Source organism: Arthrobacter sp. P1_C12_2 (assembly GCF_056406415.1).
Genome location: NZ_JBFUAF010000020.1, coordinates 1 through 14,787 on the forward strand (window position 1 = coordinate 1; position 14,787 = coordinate 14,787).

The window sequence follows — 14,787 nt, forward strand, 5'->3', positions numbered from 1 at the left end:
GCGGAACTGCTGGGCCGCTGCCAGTCCAAAGGCCTCTCGATCGGCGAGATCATGTTCGTCAACGAGCGCGCCTCCCGCACCGAAGAAGAGATCCGCGAAGGCCTGCTGCACATCTACTCCGTGATGGAAGGCTGCGTCGAGGTCAGCCTCAAACGCACCGGGCTGCTGCCCGGCGGACTCAAGGTCCGCCGCCGTGCGCCGGACTGGCACGAGCGGCTGATGAAGGAGGACAAGGATCGGGACCCGAAGTACTGGCAGGAATGGGTCAACCTGATCGCGCTGGCCGTGAACGAGGAAAACGCCTCCGGCGGCCGCGTGGTCACCGCCCCCACCAACGGTGCCGCCGGGATCATCCCCGCCGTGCTCTACTACGCGCTGCACTTCGCCCCCGGCATGGACAAAGCCACCCAACAGGACCGGGACGACGTGGTGGTCAAGTTCCTCCTGACCGCCGCCGCCATCGGGGTGCTTTACAAGGAGCAGGCCTCGATCTCCGGCGCCGAGGTGGGCTGCCAGGGCGAGGTCGGCTCGGCGTCCTCGATGGCCGCCGCAGCCCTGGCCGAGGTCATGGGCGGCACCCCCCAGCAGGTGGAGAACGCCGCGGAAATCGCGATGGAACACAACCTGGGCCTCACCTGTGACCCGATCGGCGGGCTCGTCCAGGTCCCGTGCATCGAACGCAACGCGATCGCCGCCGCCAAAGCCATCAACGCCGCCAAAATGGCGCTCTGGGGCGACGGCACCCACCGCGTCTCCCTCGACGAAGTCATCGTGACCATGCGCGAAACCGGCAGGGACATGAGCTCCAAATACAAGGAAACCGCAATGGGCGGCCTCGCCGTCAACGTCGTGGAGTGCTAGGAAGCTGACCGTGGCCGGCTGGGGCTGACTGGCGCTGGCTGACGGGCTCCCGCTGGATTGGCGCTAGTTATGCAGCGCCGCCCACAGGTTCAGCGAGGATGCGTACACGATCCAGGACAGGTAGGGCAGCATCAGCAGCCCTGCCGTCCGGCTGATCGGCCCGAAGAGCACCACCGTCACGGCCACGGCCACGGCCAAAGCCACGATGATCCCGAACGCGATCCACAGCGCCGGCGTCCCGAGCACCGGGTACAGGGCAAAGAAGACCGGCGTCCAGAGCAGGTTCAGCCCCAGCTGCACGCCGTAGGCCGTCAGGGCAGCCTTGGACCCCGCGGCGTGGCGGCGCCAGACCAGCCACGCCGCCAAGGCCATGGCGGCGTACAGGACCGTCCAGACCGGACCAAAGACCCAGTTGGGCGGGGACCACGGAGCCGTGTCCGCGGTGGCGTACCAGCCGTTGACGTGGTTGGCCGTGGCCAGGCCGCCGAGGGCCGCAACGAGCGCCGACGCGCCGAGGAACAGCAGCAGCGCGATCACCTGGGAGAAGCCGCTGCGGGCACCGCTGCCGGAACCCAATGATCGGCCGCCGGGCGCCCCCGGGCGGCCTTCCAGCGGTTGTTGCTGAGCCTGCATGAGACCAGCGTAACCGCCTGGCCCGGACCGGCGGCAGGGTGCGGACCGATAGACTTGGGGCTGCATGTCCGCATGCCGCCGAAGCTCGTACCGCAATGATTGGATACCGCACCCTTGCGAGAATTCACTGCCCGTTTTGCCTCTGCCGAAGAGATTGCCAACTGGGATGCCCACGTCACAGCGAACCCCAACGGCGGCAATCTCCTGCAATCGGAAGCCTTCGCCGAGGTCAAGCAGCACTTTGGCTGGAAGCCCCTGCACCTTGTTTATGAGTCGGCCGATTACACGAGCTACAACCTGGTCCTGGAGAAGTCCTTTCCGCTCCTCGGCAAGCTCTGGTACCTCATCAAGGGGCCCGATGTGGCGTGCGTCGAGGACATCCCCGGGATCGCAGCGGCGAACGCGGACTTCGTCAAAAGGGCCAAGCTGGGCGTCTTCGCGATCAAGATCGAGCCGGATGTCGTTTTGTCCGACGACGCCGCGCGGATCCTCGAGGGGGCGGGCCTGGTCAAGACCCACAACCTGCAGCCCAACGACTCCACAGCGCTGCTCGATATTGCGCCCGAGGAAAACCAGCTGCTGCGCAACCTGCACTCCCGGGGCCGAAACGCCGTGCGCCGCGCCATTCGCGAGGGCGTGGAAGTCCATAACGTCGAGCCCACGGAAGAGAACTTCCGGGCCATGTATGCCCTGATGACCACCACGGTGGAAGCCAAATCCCAGGTCCGGGTGCGCGAGTACGAGTACTACCGCCAGTTCTGGACCAACTTCCTGGCCCGTGACCAGGGCCGGCTGCTCTTCGTGTACGAAAACGGCGTGCCCTCGGTGGGCGCTTTTGTGATCAACTACGGCCGCAAGGGAACGTACAAGGACGGCGGCTCCCTGCAGAAGCGGGGCCAGTACGGCGACTCGCACCTCGTGCAGTGGACCGCGATCAACCAGGTCAAGGACCTCGGCTGCATCGAATACGACTTCTGCGGCACGCCGCCGAGCGACAAGCTCAAGGACACGTCGAACCCGTTCCATGGGCTGGGGCTTTTCAAGACCAGCTTCAGCAAGACCGTAACCGACTTCGTCGGCTGCTATGACCAGGTCCTGAGCCCGCTGAAGTACAAGGCCTGGATGACGGCGGGGGAGCGCGTGGCACGCCAGGTCTACACCCGGCGCACGGGCCAGCAGTTCTACTAAACAGCCAACAGGGACAGTGAGGAGGCCGGAATGAACAACGGAAACAACGGCCACCGCAGGCCGCCCACGGACGGCCTGCCCCGGACGCAGCCAATGTCGCCCGTGGAGGTTCGCCAGAACGCGGCCGCGAAGCGCATGTTGCGCAGGCTGGTCCAGGGCGAGAACCCGCCGACGGCGCCCATGAGCATCGTGGACCGGCTCGCCGGCAGCCCCTATGCGAACCCGATGATCCAGGTGGGCGGCGTCGACGCCTCGGCCCGCAAGACGATCGACTTCGCCCTGCATCTGGCGGAATCGATGTTCCGGTACGGCGCCGGAGCCCTCGAAGTCGAGACCAGCATCATCGCCATCACTGCCGCCCTGGGACTCAAGAACATCGAAGTGGACATCACCAACCAGTCGGTGGCCATCAACTATGCCCCCAAGGACCAGACGCCCATCACCCTGCTGCGTGTCGTGCGGTCCTGGACCAACAACTACGCCGGCTTGGCCAAGGTGCACCAGCTCGTCACGGACATCGTCTCCGGCGGCGTGGGACGCGAGGAGGCCGTGCGCCGGCTCGAGGACATCACCCGGAGCGCCAAGCCGTTCCCGCGGTGGATGGTCACCGTGGCCTTCGGCGTGTTCTCTGCCGTCTTCGTCGGCGTCCTGGGCGGTGGGCTGGGCGCTTCGATCGTCGCGTTCCTCTCGAACCTGCTGGTCAGCCTGCTGGCCCGTCAGTTGGGCCGCTGGCGTACGCCGGACTTCTTCATCACTGCCTCGTGTTCGTTCCTGGTGACCATCGTCGCCCTGCTGCTGTGGCGCTTCGGCAGCCCGTTGGGGGTGCAGATTGCCCCCGAGATCGTGGTGGTCGGCGGGATCCTGCTGCTCCTGCCGACCGGACGGCTCGTGTCGTCGGTGCAGGATGCGATCAACGGCTTCCCGGTCACGGCGGCCGGCAGGTTCCTGTCCACCATGCTGACCTTCGGCGCGCTCGTCGCCGGCATCGCCGTCGGCTTCGTTGTCGGGGACATGACCGGCATGGATCCCATAGACGTCACCAAAACATTCCCGCCCAAGTATGACTTGTGGGTGATCGTCATCTTGATCGCCATCGCTGTCCTGATGATCGGCATCACGGAACAGACCAGCTGGAAGCTGCTGCTGCCGACGGCGGCCGTGGGGGTGGTGGGCTATCTGGTCCTGATCGGGGGTGACGCTTTGGGGATCGGGTCCCGCTTCGCCCCGGCCCTCGCCGCCGTGGTGATCGGACTCCTGGCCCGAGTGGTGGCCCTCCGGATGGGCGCCCCGCAGCTGGTGGTGGCCGTCCCGGCAGCCCTGATCCTGCTCCCCGGACTCACTATATTCCGGTCCATGTATGTATTGACCATCGAGGAATCGGAAATCCTCATGGGCGCCGGCGGGATGCTCAACGCCGGGGCCATCGTGCTCGGTGTTGCTGCCGGGATCGTGCTCGGCGACACCCTGGCCCGGCCCCTGACGCGGAGCCTGGCGAGCAACGAGCGGCGCAGGGCCCGCCGCCGCTAGCTCCTGCGAAGATACCCCGTCTGGCTACCCTGAGGCGCCGCGTTTCCCCACTTTTGCCGGGACACGACGGCGTGTCGGCCCGCCAGGCCGGCGTGTCCCGGCGTCGTGGTGGCAAAGGAGGGGAATATCTTGCGCTGTTTTAGATCTTGCGCCGTTAGATCTTGCCGATGGGAAGCTTCTTCTCCGCCTGGAAGTCATCCTCCACCCGGCCCTTGGCCCAGTAGCCCGAGAGGGACACCTGGGCCCGCTCCAGCCCGCGCTGCACGTAGAAAACCTCCCGGAGGCCCTTCATGTAGCCCCGCTCGCCGTGGGCAAAGACGTGCACCCGGCCCTCGGGCCACTCGGCGTCGCGCACTGCCGTGACCAGCAGTCCGCTCTCGCCGGCGGGGGCACCGCCGCGCAGCAGCCAGCGCAGTTCGACGCCGGCCGGCCCGTTGATGGACTGGATGTCGGCGTCACTGTCCACTTCTAGCAGGGCGAGGCCGCGGGCGTCCTCGGGCAGGGACTCGATTGCCGCGCCGATGGCCGGCAAAGCGGATTCATCGCCGGCGAACAGGTACCAGTCGGCGGCCGGATCCGGGTTGTACCCGCCGCCCGGGCCTGTAAAGGTCAGGCGATCGCCGGGCCGGGCCGAGGCCGCCCAGGGACCGGCGAGGCCCTCGTCGCCGTGGATCACAAAGTCAATGGCGAGTTCCTGCGCCTCCGGGTCCACCCAGCGGACCGTGTAGGTCCGGGTGTGTGGCCACTGACTGCGCGGCATGGCTTCCCTGATGGCCCACAGGTCCAGCGGTTCCGGGTATTCGACGCCGGGTTGCGGAAAGACGATCTTGACGTACCGGTCCACGTAGTCGTTGTTGACGAACCCGGCGAAGCCAGGGCCGCCGGCGATGATCCGGACCATGTGCGGGGAGAGTTGTTCCCTGCGCAGGACCATCAGGTCGGTCTGGGGACGCGAGTTCCGGGTGGCGGTGGTGGCGGCGGGGACGGAGGTCATGAAGCTAAGCCTAACGAAGAACCCTGGCCGGGAGCTTTGGGCGCAGGCCTGTTACGGCAGCGGCGGAAGTTCCCAGTCGACCGTCCCGTTGCCCTGTTCCTGCAGCAGGGCGTTGGCCCGGCTAAAGGGCCGGGACCCGAAGAAGCCGCGCGAGGCCGAGAGCGGGCTGGGGTGGGCGCTGGCGATCACGGCAGCGGACCCCAGCAGCGGCCGCACGGACTCGGCATCCTTCCCCCACAGGATCACCACGAGAGGCGCGTGGCCCACCCCGGAAGCGGACGAGCGGTCCGCGACTGCACGGATGGCTGTCGCCGTGACGGCCTCCCAGCCCTTGTTCCGGTGTGAGCCCGCCGCCCCGGCCCGGACACTGAGCACCCTGTTGAGCAGCAGTACGCCCTGCTCCGACCAGCGGCTGAGGTCCCCGTGGACACGCGGGGGAAAGCCGAGATCGGCCTGAAGTTCCTTGTAGATGTTGGCCAGGCTGCGGGGGATTGGCCGGGTGGCACCGTCCACGGCGAAGGACAACCCCACAGCGTGCCCCGGCGTCGGATACGGATCCTGGCCCACCACCAGCACCCGGACGCCGGCCAGCGGCTGCCGGAAGGCCCGCAGCAGGTTTGGCGGCGATGGCAGCACGCCATGTCCGGCGGCCACTTCGTCGGCGAGGAAGGCCAGGGCTTCCCGCAACTGCGCCTCCACCGGCGCCAGTGGGGCCGCCCAGTCCGGAGCGACCAGCTCGCTCAGCGGCCGGCGCGCCAGGTCCGCGAAGCTGGGGCCGCCGGCGGCTCCGGGTTCCAGCTCGAACAGCGCGTCGGCGTCAAACCCGGGATCAGAAGCGGAGTCAAACTCGGAATCAAACACAGCACCCATTCTTCCGCAGGCGCCGCCCATTTCGGCCCCCCGCCGAATGACAACCCTGTCATTCGGCCGTAGCATGGGGACTGACTTTTACCGGATCCAGCCAAGGAGTGTGTCGTGGCCGAAACAGCGCAAGAGTACGTGCTCGCGGGGGACTATGTAGCCGACGCAGCCGCCGGCGCGGGCCTGGACGGGGTGTCCGCGGAGTCTCCTCTGAGCGCCCGCGACCAGCAGATGCTGGCCTTGGAGCGGCAATGGTGGAAGTACGCCGGGGCCAAAGAACAGGCCATCCGCGAGCTGTTCGATCTGTCCGCCACGCACTACTACCAGATCCTCAATGCCCTCATTGATACCGAGGATGCGCTGGCCCACGATCCCATGCTGGTCAAGAGATTGCGTAGACTACGTACATCACGCCAACGTGCCCGCACTGCCCGTCGTCTGGGAACAGATTCGTAAAGTCGCGTCACGAGCAGTCGGATGCGCACGTCCTGTTGCGTCCGTTCCGGCCTCGGGCACCCCGTATGAAATCAGCAAGGACGTCGTCTTACCATGACCAAATACGCTCGGGATGAATTTGACCGGGTCCCGGAGACCTCTACCCGGCAGGGTGTCCACCGGGCCGTCGCAGCATCGCGCCGCCGGAGCCTGGCACCCATCCTGGCGGCCGGCTGCGTAGCCTTGGCCGTCGGCCTGGTGGCCTTCCTGCTCCTGCCGAAGCTCGGATTCCCCGCAGGCCAGGCCGCAGCCGTGACCGCAGGTGACAGCGCGTCCGCATCTGCCGGCAGTAGCGCGTCCGCCTCGAGCCCCGTGAGCCCCACGCCGACGAACCCGGAGCCGGCCGGCACGGAACCCGCCGCGGCGCCGTCGGCTTCGCCTTCAGCGACGCCCAGCGCCCCAGCCGCCGCTGTGGACAAGACGCAGCCGGTGACGATCTACAACGCGACCACCACCGCTGGCCTCGCCACCAGGGTCGGCGGCACCGTCACGTCCGACGGCTGGGCCCTGGGCGAGAGAGGCAACTGGGGCGGAGTCCCGCAGCAGACGTCGGTGATCTTCTACAGCGGCGTCGAGCAGAAAGACAATGCGGAGGCACTCGGAACCCTCCTCGGCATCGACACCCTCGTGGACTCCGCCGAGTTCAACATGCCCCTTGTCGTTGTGCTCGGCCCCGGCTACCAGTAGCCAAATCCGGTTACGCCTCAATAACTATTAGGCGGCGGCCCTGCCCGCCGCCTGCGTTCCTGGGGGACGCTGTGGGTACAGTATCTGCGGATTTCTCTTCGCAGTCCGCGGCCCACATCGAGGTGGGCCGCACGCAAGCTAGCTGAAAGTGTGGACACCATGGCACTGGGAACCGTCAAATGGTTCAACGCCGAAAAGGGCTACGGCTTCATCACCGTGGACGGCTCCGAGAACGACGTCTTCGTGCACTGGTCCGCGATCGTCGGGGAAGGCTACCGCGCCCTGGACGAGGGCCAGCGGGTGGAGCTGGAAGTCGGCGAGGGCGAAAAGGGCCCGCAGGCTGAAAGCGTCCGGCCCGCCTAGTGGCACTGGCTGCCGTCAAGAACGCCCCGCGGGACGCGGCGAGGCGCACGGGAGGACCTTTGCCGCTGGGCCGCGCCCTGGCGGCAGGCACAGTAGCGGCCCTGGCCCTGACGGGCTGCCTGGGCCCTGCGGGCAGCGCCCGTGTGGCCAGCGCCGACGCGAGCGGTGACGGCACCCTGCGCATCGGCCTGATCCTGGACAACACGGGGAAGCAGAACTTCCTCAACGCCTCCCAGCTCGCGGCCGCCAAGCTTGCCGTCAAGGAGATCAACGCTGCCGGCGGGCACAAAGGCAAACCGGTGGAGCTGCTGCCGGAAACCATCAGCACGGACACCGCCGCCCAGGCCAAAGCGCTGGTTGCCGCCAAGGCCGACGTCGTGATTGGCCCGACTGATTCCAGCCGCGCCCCGGCCGCCATCGACGTGCTGGCCAACGCCAAGGTAGCCGTCATCTCCCCGGCCAACACTGCTGCCGCGCTCAGCAACTACAAGAGCGGCGGCTACTATTTCCGCACCTCGGCCGCCGACATCGCCCAGGCATCCGTCCTCGCCAAGCTGGCCAAAGACGGCGGCGCCAGAACCCTGGCGGTGCTGCACGAGGAAGGCGACTACGGCAAAGAGGTCGCCGCCGCCGTCGGCGGTGCGGCAAAACAATCCGGACTGGAAGTCGTGGCCGACGCGGAGTTCACTCCCGGCCAGGCACAACAGGCTGCCGCCACCGCGAAGGCCGCCAATCCCGACGCCGTCGTCCTGGTCTCGCGCGACGGCGCTCAGGGTGCCATCGCCGAGCTGAACAACGCCGGCCTGGCCGGCAAGAAACTGGTCCTCAGCGACGGAGCAGTCAGCAAGTATGGCTCCGGCCTGGGCACGCGGGCGCTCGACGGCGCACGCGGGATCCTGCCCGGCGTCTTCCCCTCCGCCACCTTCCAGACGGACCTCGTCGCCGTTGATCCGGGACTGAAGGACATGGTGTTTGCCGCCGAGACGTACGACGCCGTCGTCCTGGCCGCCGTCGCTGCCGCCGCGGCAGAGGACGACGCCGGAACCTCCATCGCGGCGTCCCTCGTAGCGGTCTCCGGCGGAACTGCGGCAGCAGGCGCGCCGGGCGGCGGCCAGCCCGCCAGCCAGCCGCCCAGCAAGTCGTGCACGAGCTACAAGGACTGCGCTGATGTCCTCCGGGCAGGCCAGCGCCCGGACTATGACGGCCAGTCCGGACGGATCAACTTTGATTCCCACGGCGACATCACCGAAGCGAACTACATGGTCTACACCTACGGCGAGGACAATCTGCCCACGGCGCACGGCACGGAAGCTGCCAGCAGCAGCGGCGGCTGATCGCTCGTAGCGTATTGTGCCCGCGTGGCGGGCGGTTCCGGCCGGGCACTGCTTGCACTCTCCCCGGGGGAGTGCTAATTATTGAGTTAGCACTCCAGCGCGCTGACTGCTAACACGACGCCCGGTCCGCCCGGCCGCGAAGTGGGGCAGCCGGTCCAGGAGCTAAAGGAACACCTTGCTGGGGTGAGATCCCGGACCCAGCGGCATACAGAGGCCGCGGGGTAGGGATCGTCCGTCGCGGGCACCACAGCGAAGGTTCATTCTTAACGACTGTCCCGAAAGGACTACTGCCGTTATGGCCAAGATCATTGCATTTGATGAAGAGGCACGCCGCGGTCTTGAGCGGGGCCTGAACATCCTCGCCGACGCCGTCAAGGTCACCCTCGGCCCGCGTGGACGCAACGTCGTCCTCGAAAAGAAGTGGGGCGCCCCCACGATCACCAACGATGGTGTTTCCATCGCCAAGGAGATCGAGCTGGACGATCCTTACGAGAAGATCGGCGCCGAGCTGGTCAAGGAAGTTGCCAAGAAGACGGACGACGTCGCAGGCGACGGCACCACCACGGCAACTGTGCTGGCACAGGCCCTGGTCAAGGAAGGCCTGCGCAACGTCGCGGCCGGCGCTGACCCGCTGTCCCTCAAGCGCGGCATCGAGAAGGCTGTTGACGCCGTGACCATCGAGCTCCTGGCCTCCGCCAAGGAAATCGAGACCAAGGAAGAGATCGCCGCCACCGCGTCCATCTCTGCCGGCGACAACGAGATCGGCGCCCTGATCGCCGAAGCCCTCGACAAGGTCGGCAAGGAAGGCGTCATCACGGTCGAGGAGTCGAACACGTTCGGCCTCGAGCTGGAGCTGACCGAAGGCATGCGCTTCGACAAGGGCTACATCTCGGCCTACTTCGTCACCGACGCCGAGCGCCAGGAAACGGTCCTTGAGGATCCGTACATCCTGATCGTCAACTCCAAGATCTCCAACGTCAAGGAACTTGTTGCTGTCCTGGAAAAGGTCATGCAGTCTTCCAAGCCGCTGCTGATCATTGCCGAAGACATCGAGGGCGAGGCCCTGGCCACCCTGATCGTCAACAAGATCCGTGGCACCTTCAAGTCCGTTGCCGTCAAGGCTCCGGGCTTCGGCGACCGCCGCAAGGCGCAGCTGGCCGACATCGCCATCCTCACCGGCGGCCAGGTCATCTCCGAGGAAGTCGGCCTCAAGCTTGAGACCGCCGGACTCGAACTCCTTGGCAAGGCCCGCAAGGTTGTTGTCACCAAGGACGAGACCACGATCGTCGAGGGTGCCGGCGACGCCGACCAGATCGCCGGCCGCGTGTCCCAGATCCGCGCCGAGATCGAGAACTCGGATTCCGACTACGACCGCGAGAAGCTGCAGGAGCGCCTGGCCAAGCTGGCCGGCGGCGTTGCAGTCATCAAGGCCGGCGCCGCAACCGAGGTCGAGCTCAAGGAACGCAAGCACCGCATTGAGGACGCCGTCCGCAACGCCAAGGCTGCTGTCGAAGAGGGCATCGTCGCCGGCGGTGGCGTTGCCCTGATCCAGGCCGGCGCCAAGGCCTTCGCGAACCTGCAGCTCTCCGGTGACGAGGCAACGGGCGCGAACATCGTCCGCGTTGCCATCGACGCCCCGCTGAAGCAGATCGCCTTCAACGCCGGCCTCGAGCCTGGCGTCGTCGTGGACAAGGTCCGCGGCCTGCCCGCAGGTCACGGCCTCAACGCCGCCACCGGCGAGTACGTCGACCTGCTGGCCGCCGGCATCAACGACCCGGTCAAGGTAACCCGCTCTGCCCTGCAGAACGCGGCTTCCATTGCCGGCCTGTTCCTCACCACCGAGGCCGTTGTAGCCGACAAGCCCGAGAAGGGTGGCGCCCAGATGGGCGGCGGCGACGACATGGGCGGCATGGGCGGCATGGGCGGTTTCTAACCACCCTCGCCAGCCATTACCGGCTGTTCGACGACGGCGGTCCCACCTTCGGGTGGGGCCGCCGTCGCCGGTTAAGCGCGGTCCCCGCCCGAGGGAGCGTCAGTGGGCGTCGGCGGGTTCTGGCAGGATAGGTCAGTGACGATTACAGCAGCGGCCGACGGTTCGGCCTTAGGAAATCCTGGCCCGGCCGGCTGGGCCTGGTACGTGAATGACGACTGCTGGCGGGCCGGTGGATGGCCCCACGGTACGAACAACCAGGGCGAATTGATGGCGGTGCTGGACCTGTTCCGGGCGACGGCACACGTGCCCCGGGAAGACCTGCTGATCCTCTGCGACAGCCAGTACGTCATCAACGCCGTGACCAAGTGGATGCCCGGCTGGAAACGCAAGGGATGGCGCAAGGCCGACGGCAAGCCGGTGCTGAACGTGGACCTCCTCAAGGACATCGACCAGGCGCTGGTGGGCCGCAAGTACACCTTCGAGTGGGTGCGGGGCCACGCGGGGCACGAGCTCAACGAGGCGGCAGACGTCCGCGCCCGGGCAGCGGCCACGTCGTACCAGCAGGGCGTAGCCGTCCGGCAGGGCCCCGGGTTCGGGACTCCGGACGGCGAGACGCAGCCGGCAGGCCCCGCGGGCGAGACGCAGCCGGCAGGCCAGCCGGCCTCCACGGTGCCGCAGCCGGCCCCGGCACAGCCCGCTGCACCACAGCCCGCCACGTCGCCGGCCGCGACCCGGCCGCAGGCAGCCCCGGCGCCTTCCGGCCAGCAGGAACTCTTTGGCGCACCAGGGACCTACGACGAACCAGACCTCTTCAGCGAACTCGAAGAAGAACCTGCCGTGGCCTTGGCAGAGACCAGCCCCGAAGCCGTCGTCGAGTCCCTCGAACGGGAACTGCTCCGCCCGGAAACCCGGGAGGACCTGGGCCGCACGGGCGTCCTGCTCCACCCGGACTTCACCGAAATCGGCAGCTCCGGCCGGATCTGGACCCGCGACGCCATGATGACGTCACTGGAGGACAACCCGGGCGGACCCGTGGAGCTGGAGCTATTGGGCGCGGACCGGCTGGGCGAGAAGACCGTCCTCTTGACCTACCGCAGCCACACGCGCGAGGGATCAGCCCTGCGCAGCTCCCTGTGGGTCCTTGAAGGCGCGCAATGGCGTCTGCGCTTCCACCAGGGCACACCCGAGGCCTGACGCCGCGTGGGGCTCACGTGAAGCGCTGCGCATTGCCCAGCTCCGCCTGCGCGTAAGTGGCGGCCGCGGAATTCAGCGCGAGGTTAATGGACGCCAGGGAAGCCTCGACCCTGCCCTGGGTCAGCGTCCACTCGGCCACCAGGGTTTGGAAATTGGTCGCCGCGGAGCCCCGCCAGCTGCCCTGGAGCTCGTCCAGCCCCCGTTTCATCGCATGGACGTCCGCGCTGATCCTCTCCACCGTGGCCTGGACGTTGGCGGACTTCAGCTGGAGGAGTTCCGTATCGACGGAGATGATGCTCATGGGAATGCCTCTCGAATGTTCGGGAGGCGGCCGCGGCCCGGCGGAGCATGGTGAACGTCAGCGGTGGGGTCTGCGGTGAGGGTTTCGTGAGGGTTTGCGGTGTGAGCTGGTGGGGGAGCGGCTGCCTCATCCGGATCTTCCGGACACCCCGAGCGTAGGCGGGCAGCGCGCCGGCCGGACACCGCCGTCGGCTCCTATGTGGATAAATCTGCTGTGGACAGTTCCTTGGCCTCTTCGTTCAGGAACGGGATGCTGACCACCAGCGTGGCCCCGCCCCCGTCAGTCTTCCCGACCCGCACGGACCCGGAATGCGAGCCGACGATGGCGGCCACGATCGCCAGGCCAAGTCCGCTGCCGCCGGTCTCCCGGGTCCGGGAGGTGTCGGCCCGGTAGAAGCGCTCGAAAATACGGGCCGCCTCGTCATCCGGGACGCCCGGTCCGTGGTCGCGGACCTCGATCACGGACTGCCGTGCTCCGTCCGGTGCGGTCCGGACCCCGACGCCAATTTCGACCGGGGTGCCCTCCGGCGTGTAGCGCAGGGCATTGCCGACCAGGTTGCTGACCACCTGGCGCAGCTTGGCTTCATCGCCCAGCACCGGGGCGGCAGCGGGGGCCCCGCCGTCAAGGCCGGTGAGGGTGATGGTGCGGCTGCGGTCGGTCGCCTGGGTGTCAACCACGGCGTCGTTGGCCAGCAGCAGCAGATCCGCGGGTTTCTGCTGCAGCGGGCGCTGTTCATCGATCCTGGCCAGCAGCAGCAGGTCTTCCACCATGGCTCCCATGCGTTTGGCTTCGCTTTCGATCCGCCCCATCGCCGTGGCCACGTCCTCCGGAGTGGACAACGCCCCGTGCCGATACAGCTCGGAGAACCCGCGGATGGTCACCAGCGGGGTGCGCAGTTCGTGCGAGGCGTCGGCGGCGAAGCGCCGCATCCGTGCCTCGGACGCCATCCGGGCGGCGAACGCCGTCTCAATGTGCGCGAGCATGGCATTGAGCGAGCTCCCAAGCCGGCCCACCTCCGTGCCCGGGTACTCCACTTCCACACGCTGGGACAAATCTCCCGCCGCGATCGCCGCGGCCGTCTTCTCCACCCGGGCCAGCGGCCGGAAGGATCGCGAGACGGTCCACGTGGCGATGAAGAATGCCAGCACCAGCGTCAGCAGGCCCACGCCCACCACCACCAGGGCGGCATGTTCCATCACCGAATCCACGGGGTCCAGCGGCAGCCCAATCACGACGACGGCGCCGCGGTTGTTGTTGTCCACCACGGAGACGGCCACGACCCTCCAGTTGCCGCCCTCGGATCCGCGGACTTGGAAGGGCATCTGCTGGCGTTCCCGGGCCTCGACCGAGGAAAAGGTGCTGATGGCGGGGTGGGAGTCCTTGTCGCCGCCGAACATGTAGGGCGGCAGGCCGGGGCTGAAGAGCATCAGCGAGTAGTCGGTGGGGACGGTGGAGTTGGTCTCCTGCAGCTGGCTGAAGGACTGCTGCTGGCGTGCGGATTCGACGGCGGCCCTGAGCTTGTCATCCACCTGGCCCTGCAGGAAGCTGTGCAGCAGCGTCAGTGTGCCCGCCCCGGTGGCCGTGAGGGCCACCAGCATGATCGCCATCATGATGGCCACCAGCTGCGAGCGCAGCGACGCCGATTTCCAGCGGTACAGCAAGGTCAGCGCTTCTCGGCAGTCCGCAGAACGTAGCCGACGCCGCGCTTGGTCTGGATCAGTGCCGGGGCATCGGGATCGATGTCCACCTTGCGGCGCAGGTAGGAGATATAGGACTCCACGATCGAGGCGTCGCCGTTAAAGTCGTACTCCCACACGTGGTCGAGGATCTGGGCCTTGGACAGGACCCGGTTCGGGTTCAGCATGAGGTAGCGCAGGAGCTTGAACTCCGTGGGCGAGAGCTCGATTACGGTGCCGCCGCGGCGGACCTCGTGGGCGTCGTCGTCCAGCTGAAGGTCATCGACCCGGATCACGGCGTCGTCGTCGACCTGCGGCTGCGTGCGGCGGAGCACGGCGCGGATGCGGGCCACCACCTCGTCGAGGCTGAAGGGTTTGGTGACGTAATCGTCCCCGCCCACGGTCAGGCCGGTGACTTTGTCCTCGGTGTCGTCCTTGGCCGTGAGGAACAGGACGGGGAAGTGCTTGCCGGCGGCCCGCAGGCGGCGGGTGACGGTGAAGCCATCCATGTCCGGCAGCATGACATCCAGCACTGCCAGATCGGGGGAATGCAGTTCAGCAGCAGCCAGCGCCTCGCGTCCGCTGCCGGCCGAGACGACTTCGAAACCAGCGAAGCGCAGGGACGTGGACAGCAGCTCGCGGATGTTCGGTTCGTCATCGACGACGAGCAGCTTGGCTTCGGGACCGTTCTTCTTCATGTTCCCATGATGCTCCCAGACTCTGGGAGTTTTCTGAATGGG

15 protein-coding genes are annotated in these 14,787 nt (G+C 67.3%); 9 read left to right on the top strand and 6 right to left on the bottom strand.

Translation table 11 applies throughout. From position 1 onward, the window contains the following. A partial coding sequence (locus tag AC1DZQ_RS18130; protein WP_476964801.1) for an L-serine ammonia-lyase occupies nucleotides 1-861 on the top strand: 861 nt, incomplete at its 5' end. Nucleotides 862-924: 63 nt separating this feature from the next. Here AC1DZQ_RS18130 and AC1DZQ_RS18135 read toward each other — a convergent pair. Beyond that, nucleotides 925-1,494 (bottom strand): TspO/MBR family protein, encoded by a 570-nt coding sequence (locus AC1DZQ_RS18135; RefSeq protein ID WP_476964802.1) that lies wholly within the window; start codon nucleotides 1,492-1,494, stop codon nucleotides 925-927. Nucleotides 1,495-1,608: 114 nt separating this feature from the next. Here AC1DZQ_RS18135 and AC1DZQ_RS18140 point away from each other — a divergent pair, with 114 nt between their 5' ends. Both AC1DZQ_RS18140 and AC1DZQ_RS18145 read left to right on the top strand, forming a co-directional pair. After that, nucleotides 1,609-2,682, top strand: coding sequence for a lipid II:glycine glycyltransferase FemX (locus AC1DZQ_RS18140; protein WP_476964803.1), 1,074 nt, complete (start codon nucleotides 1,609-1,611; stop codon nucleotides 2,680-2,682). 30 nt (nucleotides 2,683-2,712) lie between these two features. Further along, complete coding sequence (locus AC1DZQ_RS18145) at nucleotides 2,713-4,209, top strand: threonine/serine exporter family protein (RefSeq protein WP_476964804.1); 1,497 nt, start codon at nucleotides 2,713-2,715, stop codon at nucleotides 4,207-4,209. Nucleotides 4,210-4,363: 154 nt separating this feature from the next. Here the strand turns inward: AC1DZQ_RS18145 and AC1DZQ_RS18150 are convergent, their stop codons facing one another. Together AC1DZQ_RS18150 and AC1DZQ_RS18155 are read right to left on the bottom strand one after the other, a co-directional pair. Then, nucleotides 4,364-5,203, bottom strand: coding sequence for a siderophore-interacting protein (locus AC1DZQ_RS18150; protein ID WP_476964805.1), 840 nt, complete (start codon nucleotides 5,201-5,203; stop codon nucleotides 4,364-4,366). Between the two features lie 51 nt (nucleotides 5,204-5,254). Then, complete coding sequence (locus AC1DZQ_RS18155) at nucleotides 5,255-6,073, bottom strand: uracil-DNA glycosylase (protein ID WP_476964806.1); 819 nt, start codon at nucleotides 6,071-6,073, stop codon at nucleotides 5,255-5,257. A gap of 174 nt (nucleotides 6,074-6,247) precedes the next feature. Between AC1DZQ_RS18155 and AC1DZQ_RS18160 the strand changes: the two genes are divergently transcribed. The 6 genes from AC1DZQ_RS18160 (at nucleotide 6,248) to AC1DZQ_RS18185 (ending at nucleotide 12,070) form a co-directional block, all read left to right on the top strand. Continuing rightward, the gene (locus AC1DZQ_RS18160; RefSeq protein WP_476964922.1) at nucleotides 6,248-6,520 is read left to right on the top strand and encodes a DUF3263 domain-containing protein; all 273 of its coding nucleotides are present in this window, start codon (nucleotides 6,248-6,250) and stop codon (nucleotides 6,518-6,520) included. 93 nt (nucleotides 6,521-6,613) lie between these two features. Continuing rightward, the gene (locus AC1DZQ_RS18165; protein ID WP_476964807.1) at nucleotides 6,614-7,246 is read left to right on the top strand and encodes a LytR C-terminal domain-containing protein; all 633 of its coding nucleotides are present in this window, start codon (nucleotides 6,614-6,616) and stop codon (nucleotides 7,244-7,246) included. A 159-nt stretch (nucleotides 7,247-7,405) separates the two neighbouring features. Further along, nucleotides 7,406-7,609, top strand: coding sequence for a cold-shock protein (locus AC1DZQ_RS18170; RefSeq protein ID WP_026266832.1), 204 nt, complete (start codon nucleotides 7,406-7,408; stop codon nucleotides 7,607-7,609). Nucleotides 7,610-7,668: 59 nt separating this feature from the next. Then, on the top strand, nucleotides 7,669-8,943 hold the full coding sequence (locus AC1DZQ_RS18175) for an ABC transporter substrate-binding protein (protein ID WP_476964923.1): 1,275 nt from the start codon (nucleotides 7,669-7,671) through the stop codon (nucleotides 8,941-8,943). 295 nt (nucleotides 8,944-9,238) lie between these two features. Next, on the top strand, nucleotides 9,239-10,876 hold the full coding sequence (gene groL, locus AC1DZQ_RS18180; RefSeq protein ID WP_476964808.1) for a chaperonin GroEL: 1,638 nt from the start codon (nucleotides 9,239-9,241) through the stop codon (nucleotides 10,874-10,876). Nucleotides 10,877-11,011: 135 nt separating this feature from the next. Further along, entirely contained in the window at nucleotides 11,012-12,070 is a 1,059-nt protein-coding gene (locus AC1DZQ_RS18185; RefSeq protein ID WP_476964809.1) for an RNase H family protein, read from the top strand. 13 nt (nucleotides 12,071-12,083) lie between these two features. Here AC1DZQ_RS18185 and AC1DZQ_RS18190 read toward each other — a convergent pair whose 3' ends face one another. The 3 genes from AC1DZQ_RS18190 to AC1DZQ_RS18200 form a co-directional block, all read right to left on the bottom strand. Next, nucleotides 12,084-12,371, bottom strand: a complete 288-nt coding sequence (locus tag AC1DZQ_RS18190; protein ID WP_026538909.1) for a WXG100 family type VII secretion target — start codon at nucleotides 12,369-12,371, stop codon at nucleotides 12,084-12,086. 194 nt (nucleotides 12,372-12,565) lie between these two features. Continuing rightward, a complete protein-coding gene (locus AC1DZQ_RS18195; RefSeq protein ID WP_476964810.1) occupies nucleotides 12,566-14,032 on the bottom strand; it encodes a sensor histidine kinase in 1,467 nt (488 codons plus the stop codon). A 2-nt stretch (nucleotides 14,033-14,034) separates the two neighbouring features. Further along, the gene (locus tag AC1DZQ_RS18200) at nucleotides 14,035-14,745 is read right to left on the bottom strand and encodes a response regulator transcription factor (RefSeq protein ID WP_018775770.1); all 711 of its coding nucleotides are present in this window, start codon (nucleotides 14,743-14,745) and stop codon (nucleotides 14,035-14,037) included. Between the last annotated feature and the right edge of the window lie 42 nt (nucleotides 14,746-14,787).

Bases quoted from the DNA above. Each gene is read 5' to 3' on its own strand.
- AC1DZQ_RS18135 (WP_476964802.1), bottom strand. From the start codon at position 1,494: ATGCAGGCTCAGCAACAACCGCTGGAAGGCCGCCCGGGGGCGCCCGGC.
- AC1DZQ_RS18145 (WP_476964804.1), top strand. From the start codon at position 2,713: ATGAACAACGGAAACAACGGCCACCGCAGGCCGCCCACGGACGGCCTG.
- AC1DZQ_RS18150 (WP_476964805.1), bottom strand. From the start codon at position 5,203: ATGACCTCCGTCCCCGCCGCCACCACCGCCACCCGGAACTCGCGTCCC.
- AC1DZQ_RS18155 (WP_476964806.1), bottom strand. From the start codon at position 6,073: ATGGGTGCTGTGTTTGATTCCGAGTTTGACTCCGCTTCTGATCCCGGG.
- AC1DZQ_RS18165 (WP_476964807.1), top strand. From the start codon at position 6,614: ATGACCAAATACGCTCGGGATGAATTTGACCGGGTCCCGGAGACCTCT.
- AC1DZQ_RS18170 (WP_026266832.1), top strand. From the start codon at position 7,406: ATGGCACTGGGAACCGTCAAATGGTTCAACGCCGAAAAGGGCTACGGC.
- groL (WP_476964808.1), top strand. From the start codon at position 9,239: ATGGCCAAGATCATTGCATTTGATGAAGAGGCACGCCGCGGTCTTGAG.
- AC1DZQ_RS18190 (WP_026538909.1), bottom strand. From the start codon at position 12,371: ATGAGCATCATCTCCGTCGATACGGAACTCCTCCAGCTGAAGTCCGCC.
- AC1DZQ_RS18200 (WP_018775770.1), bottom strand. From the start codon at position 14,745: ATGAAGAAGAACGGTCCCGAAGCCAAGCTGCTCGTCGTCGATGACGAA.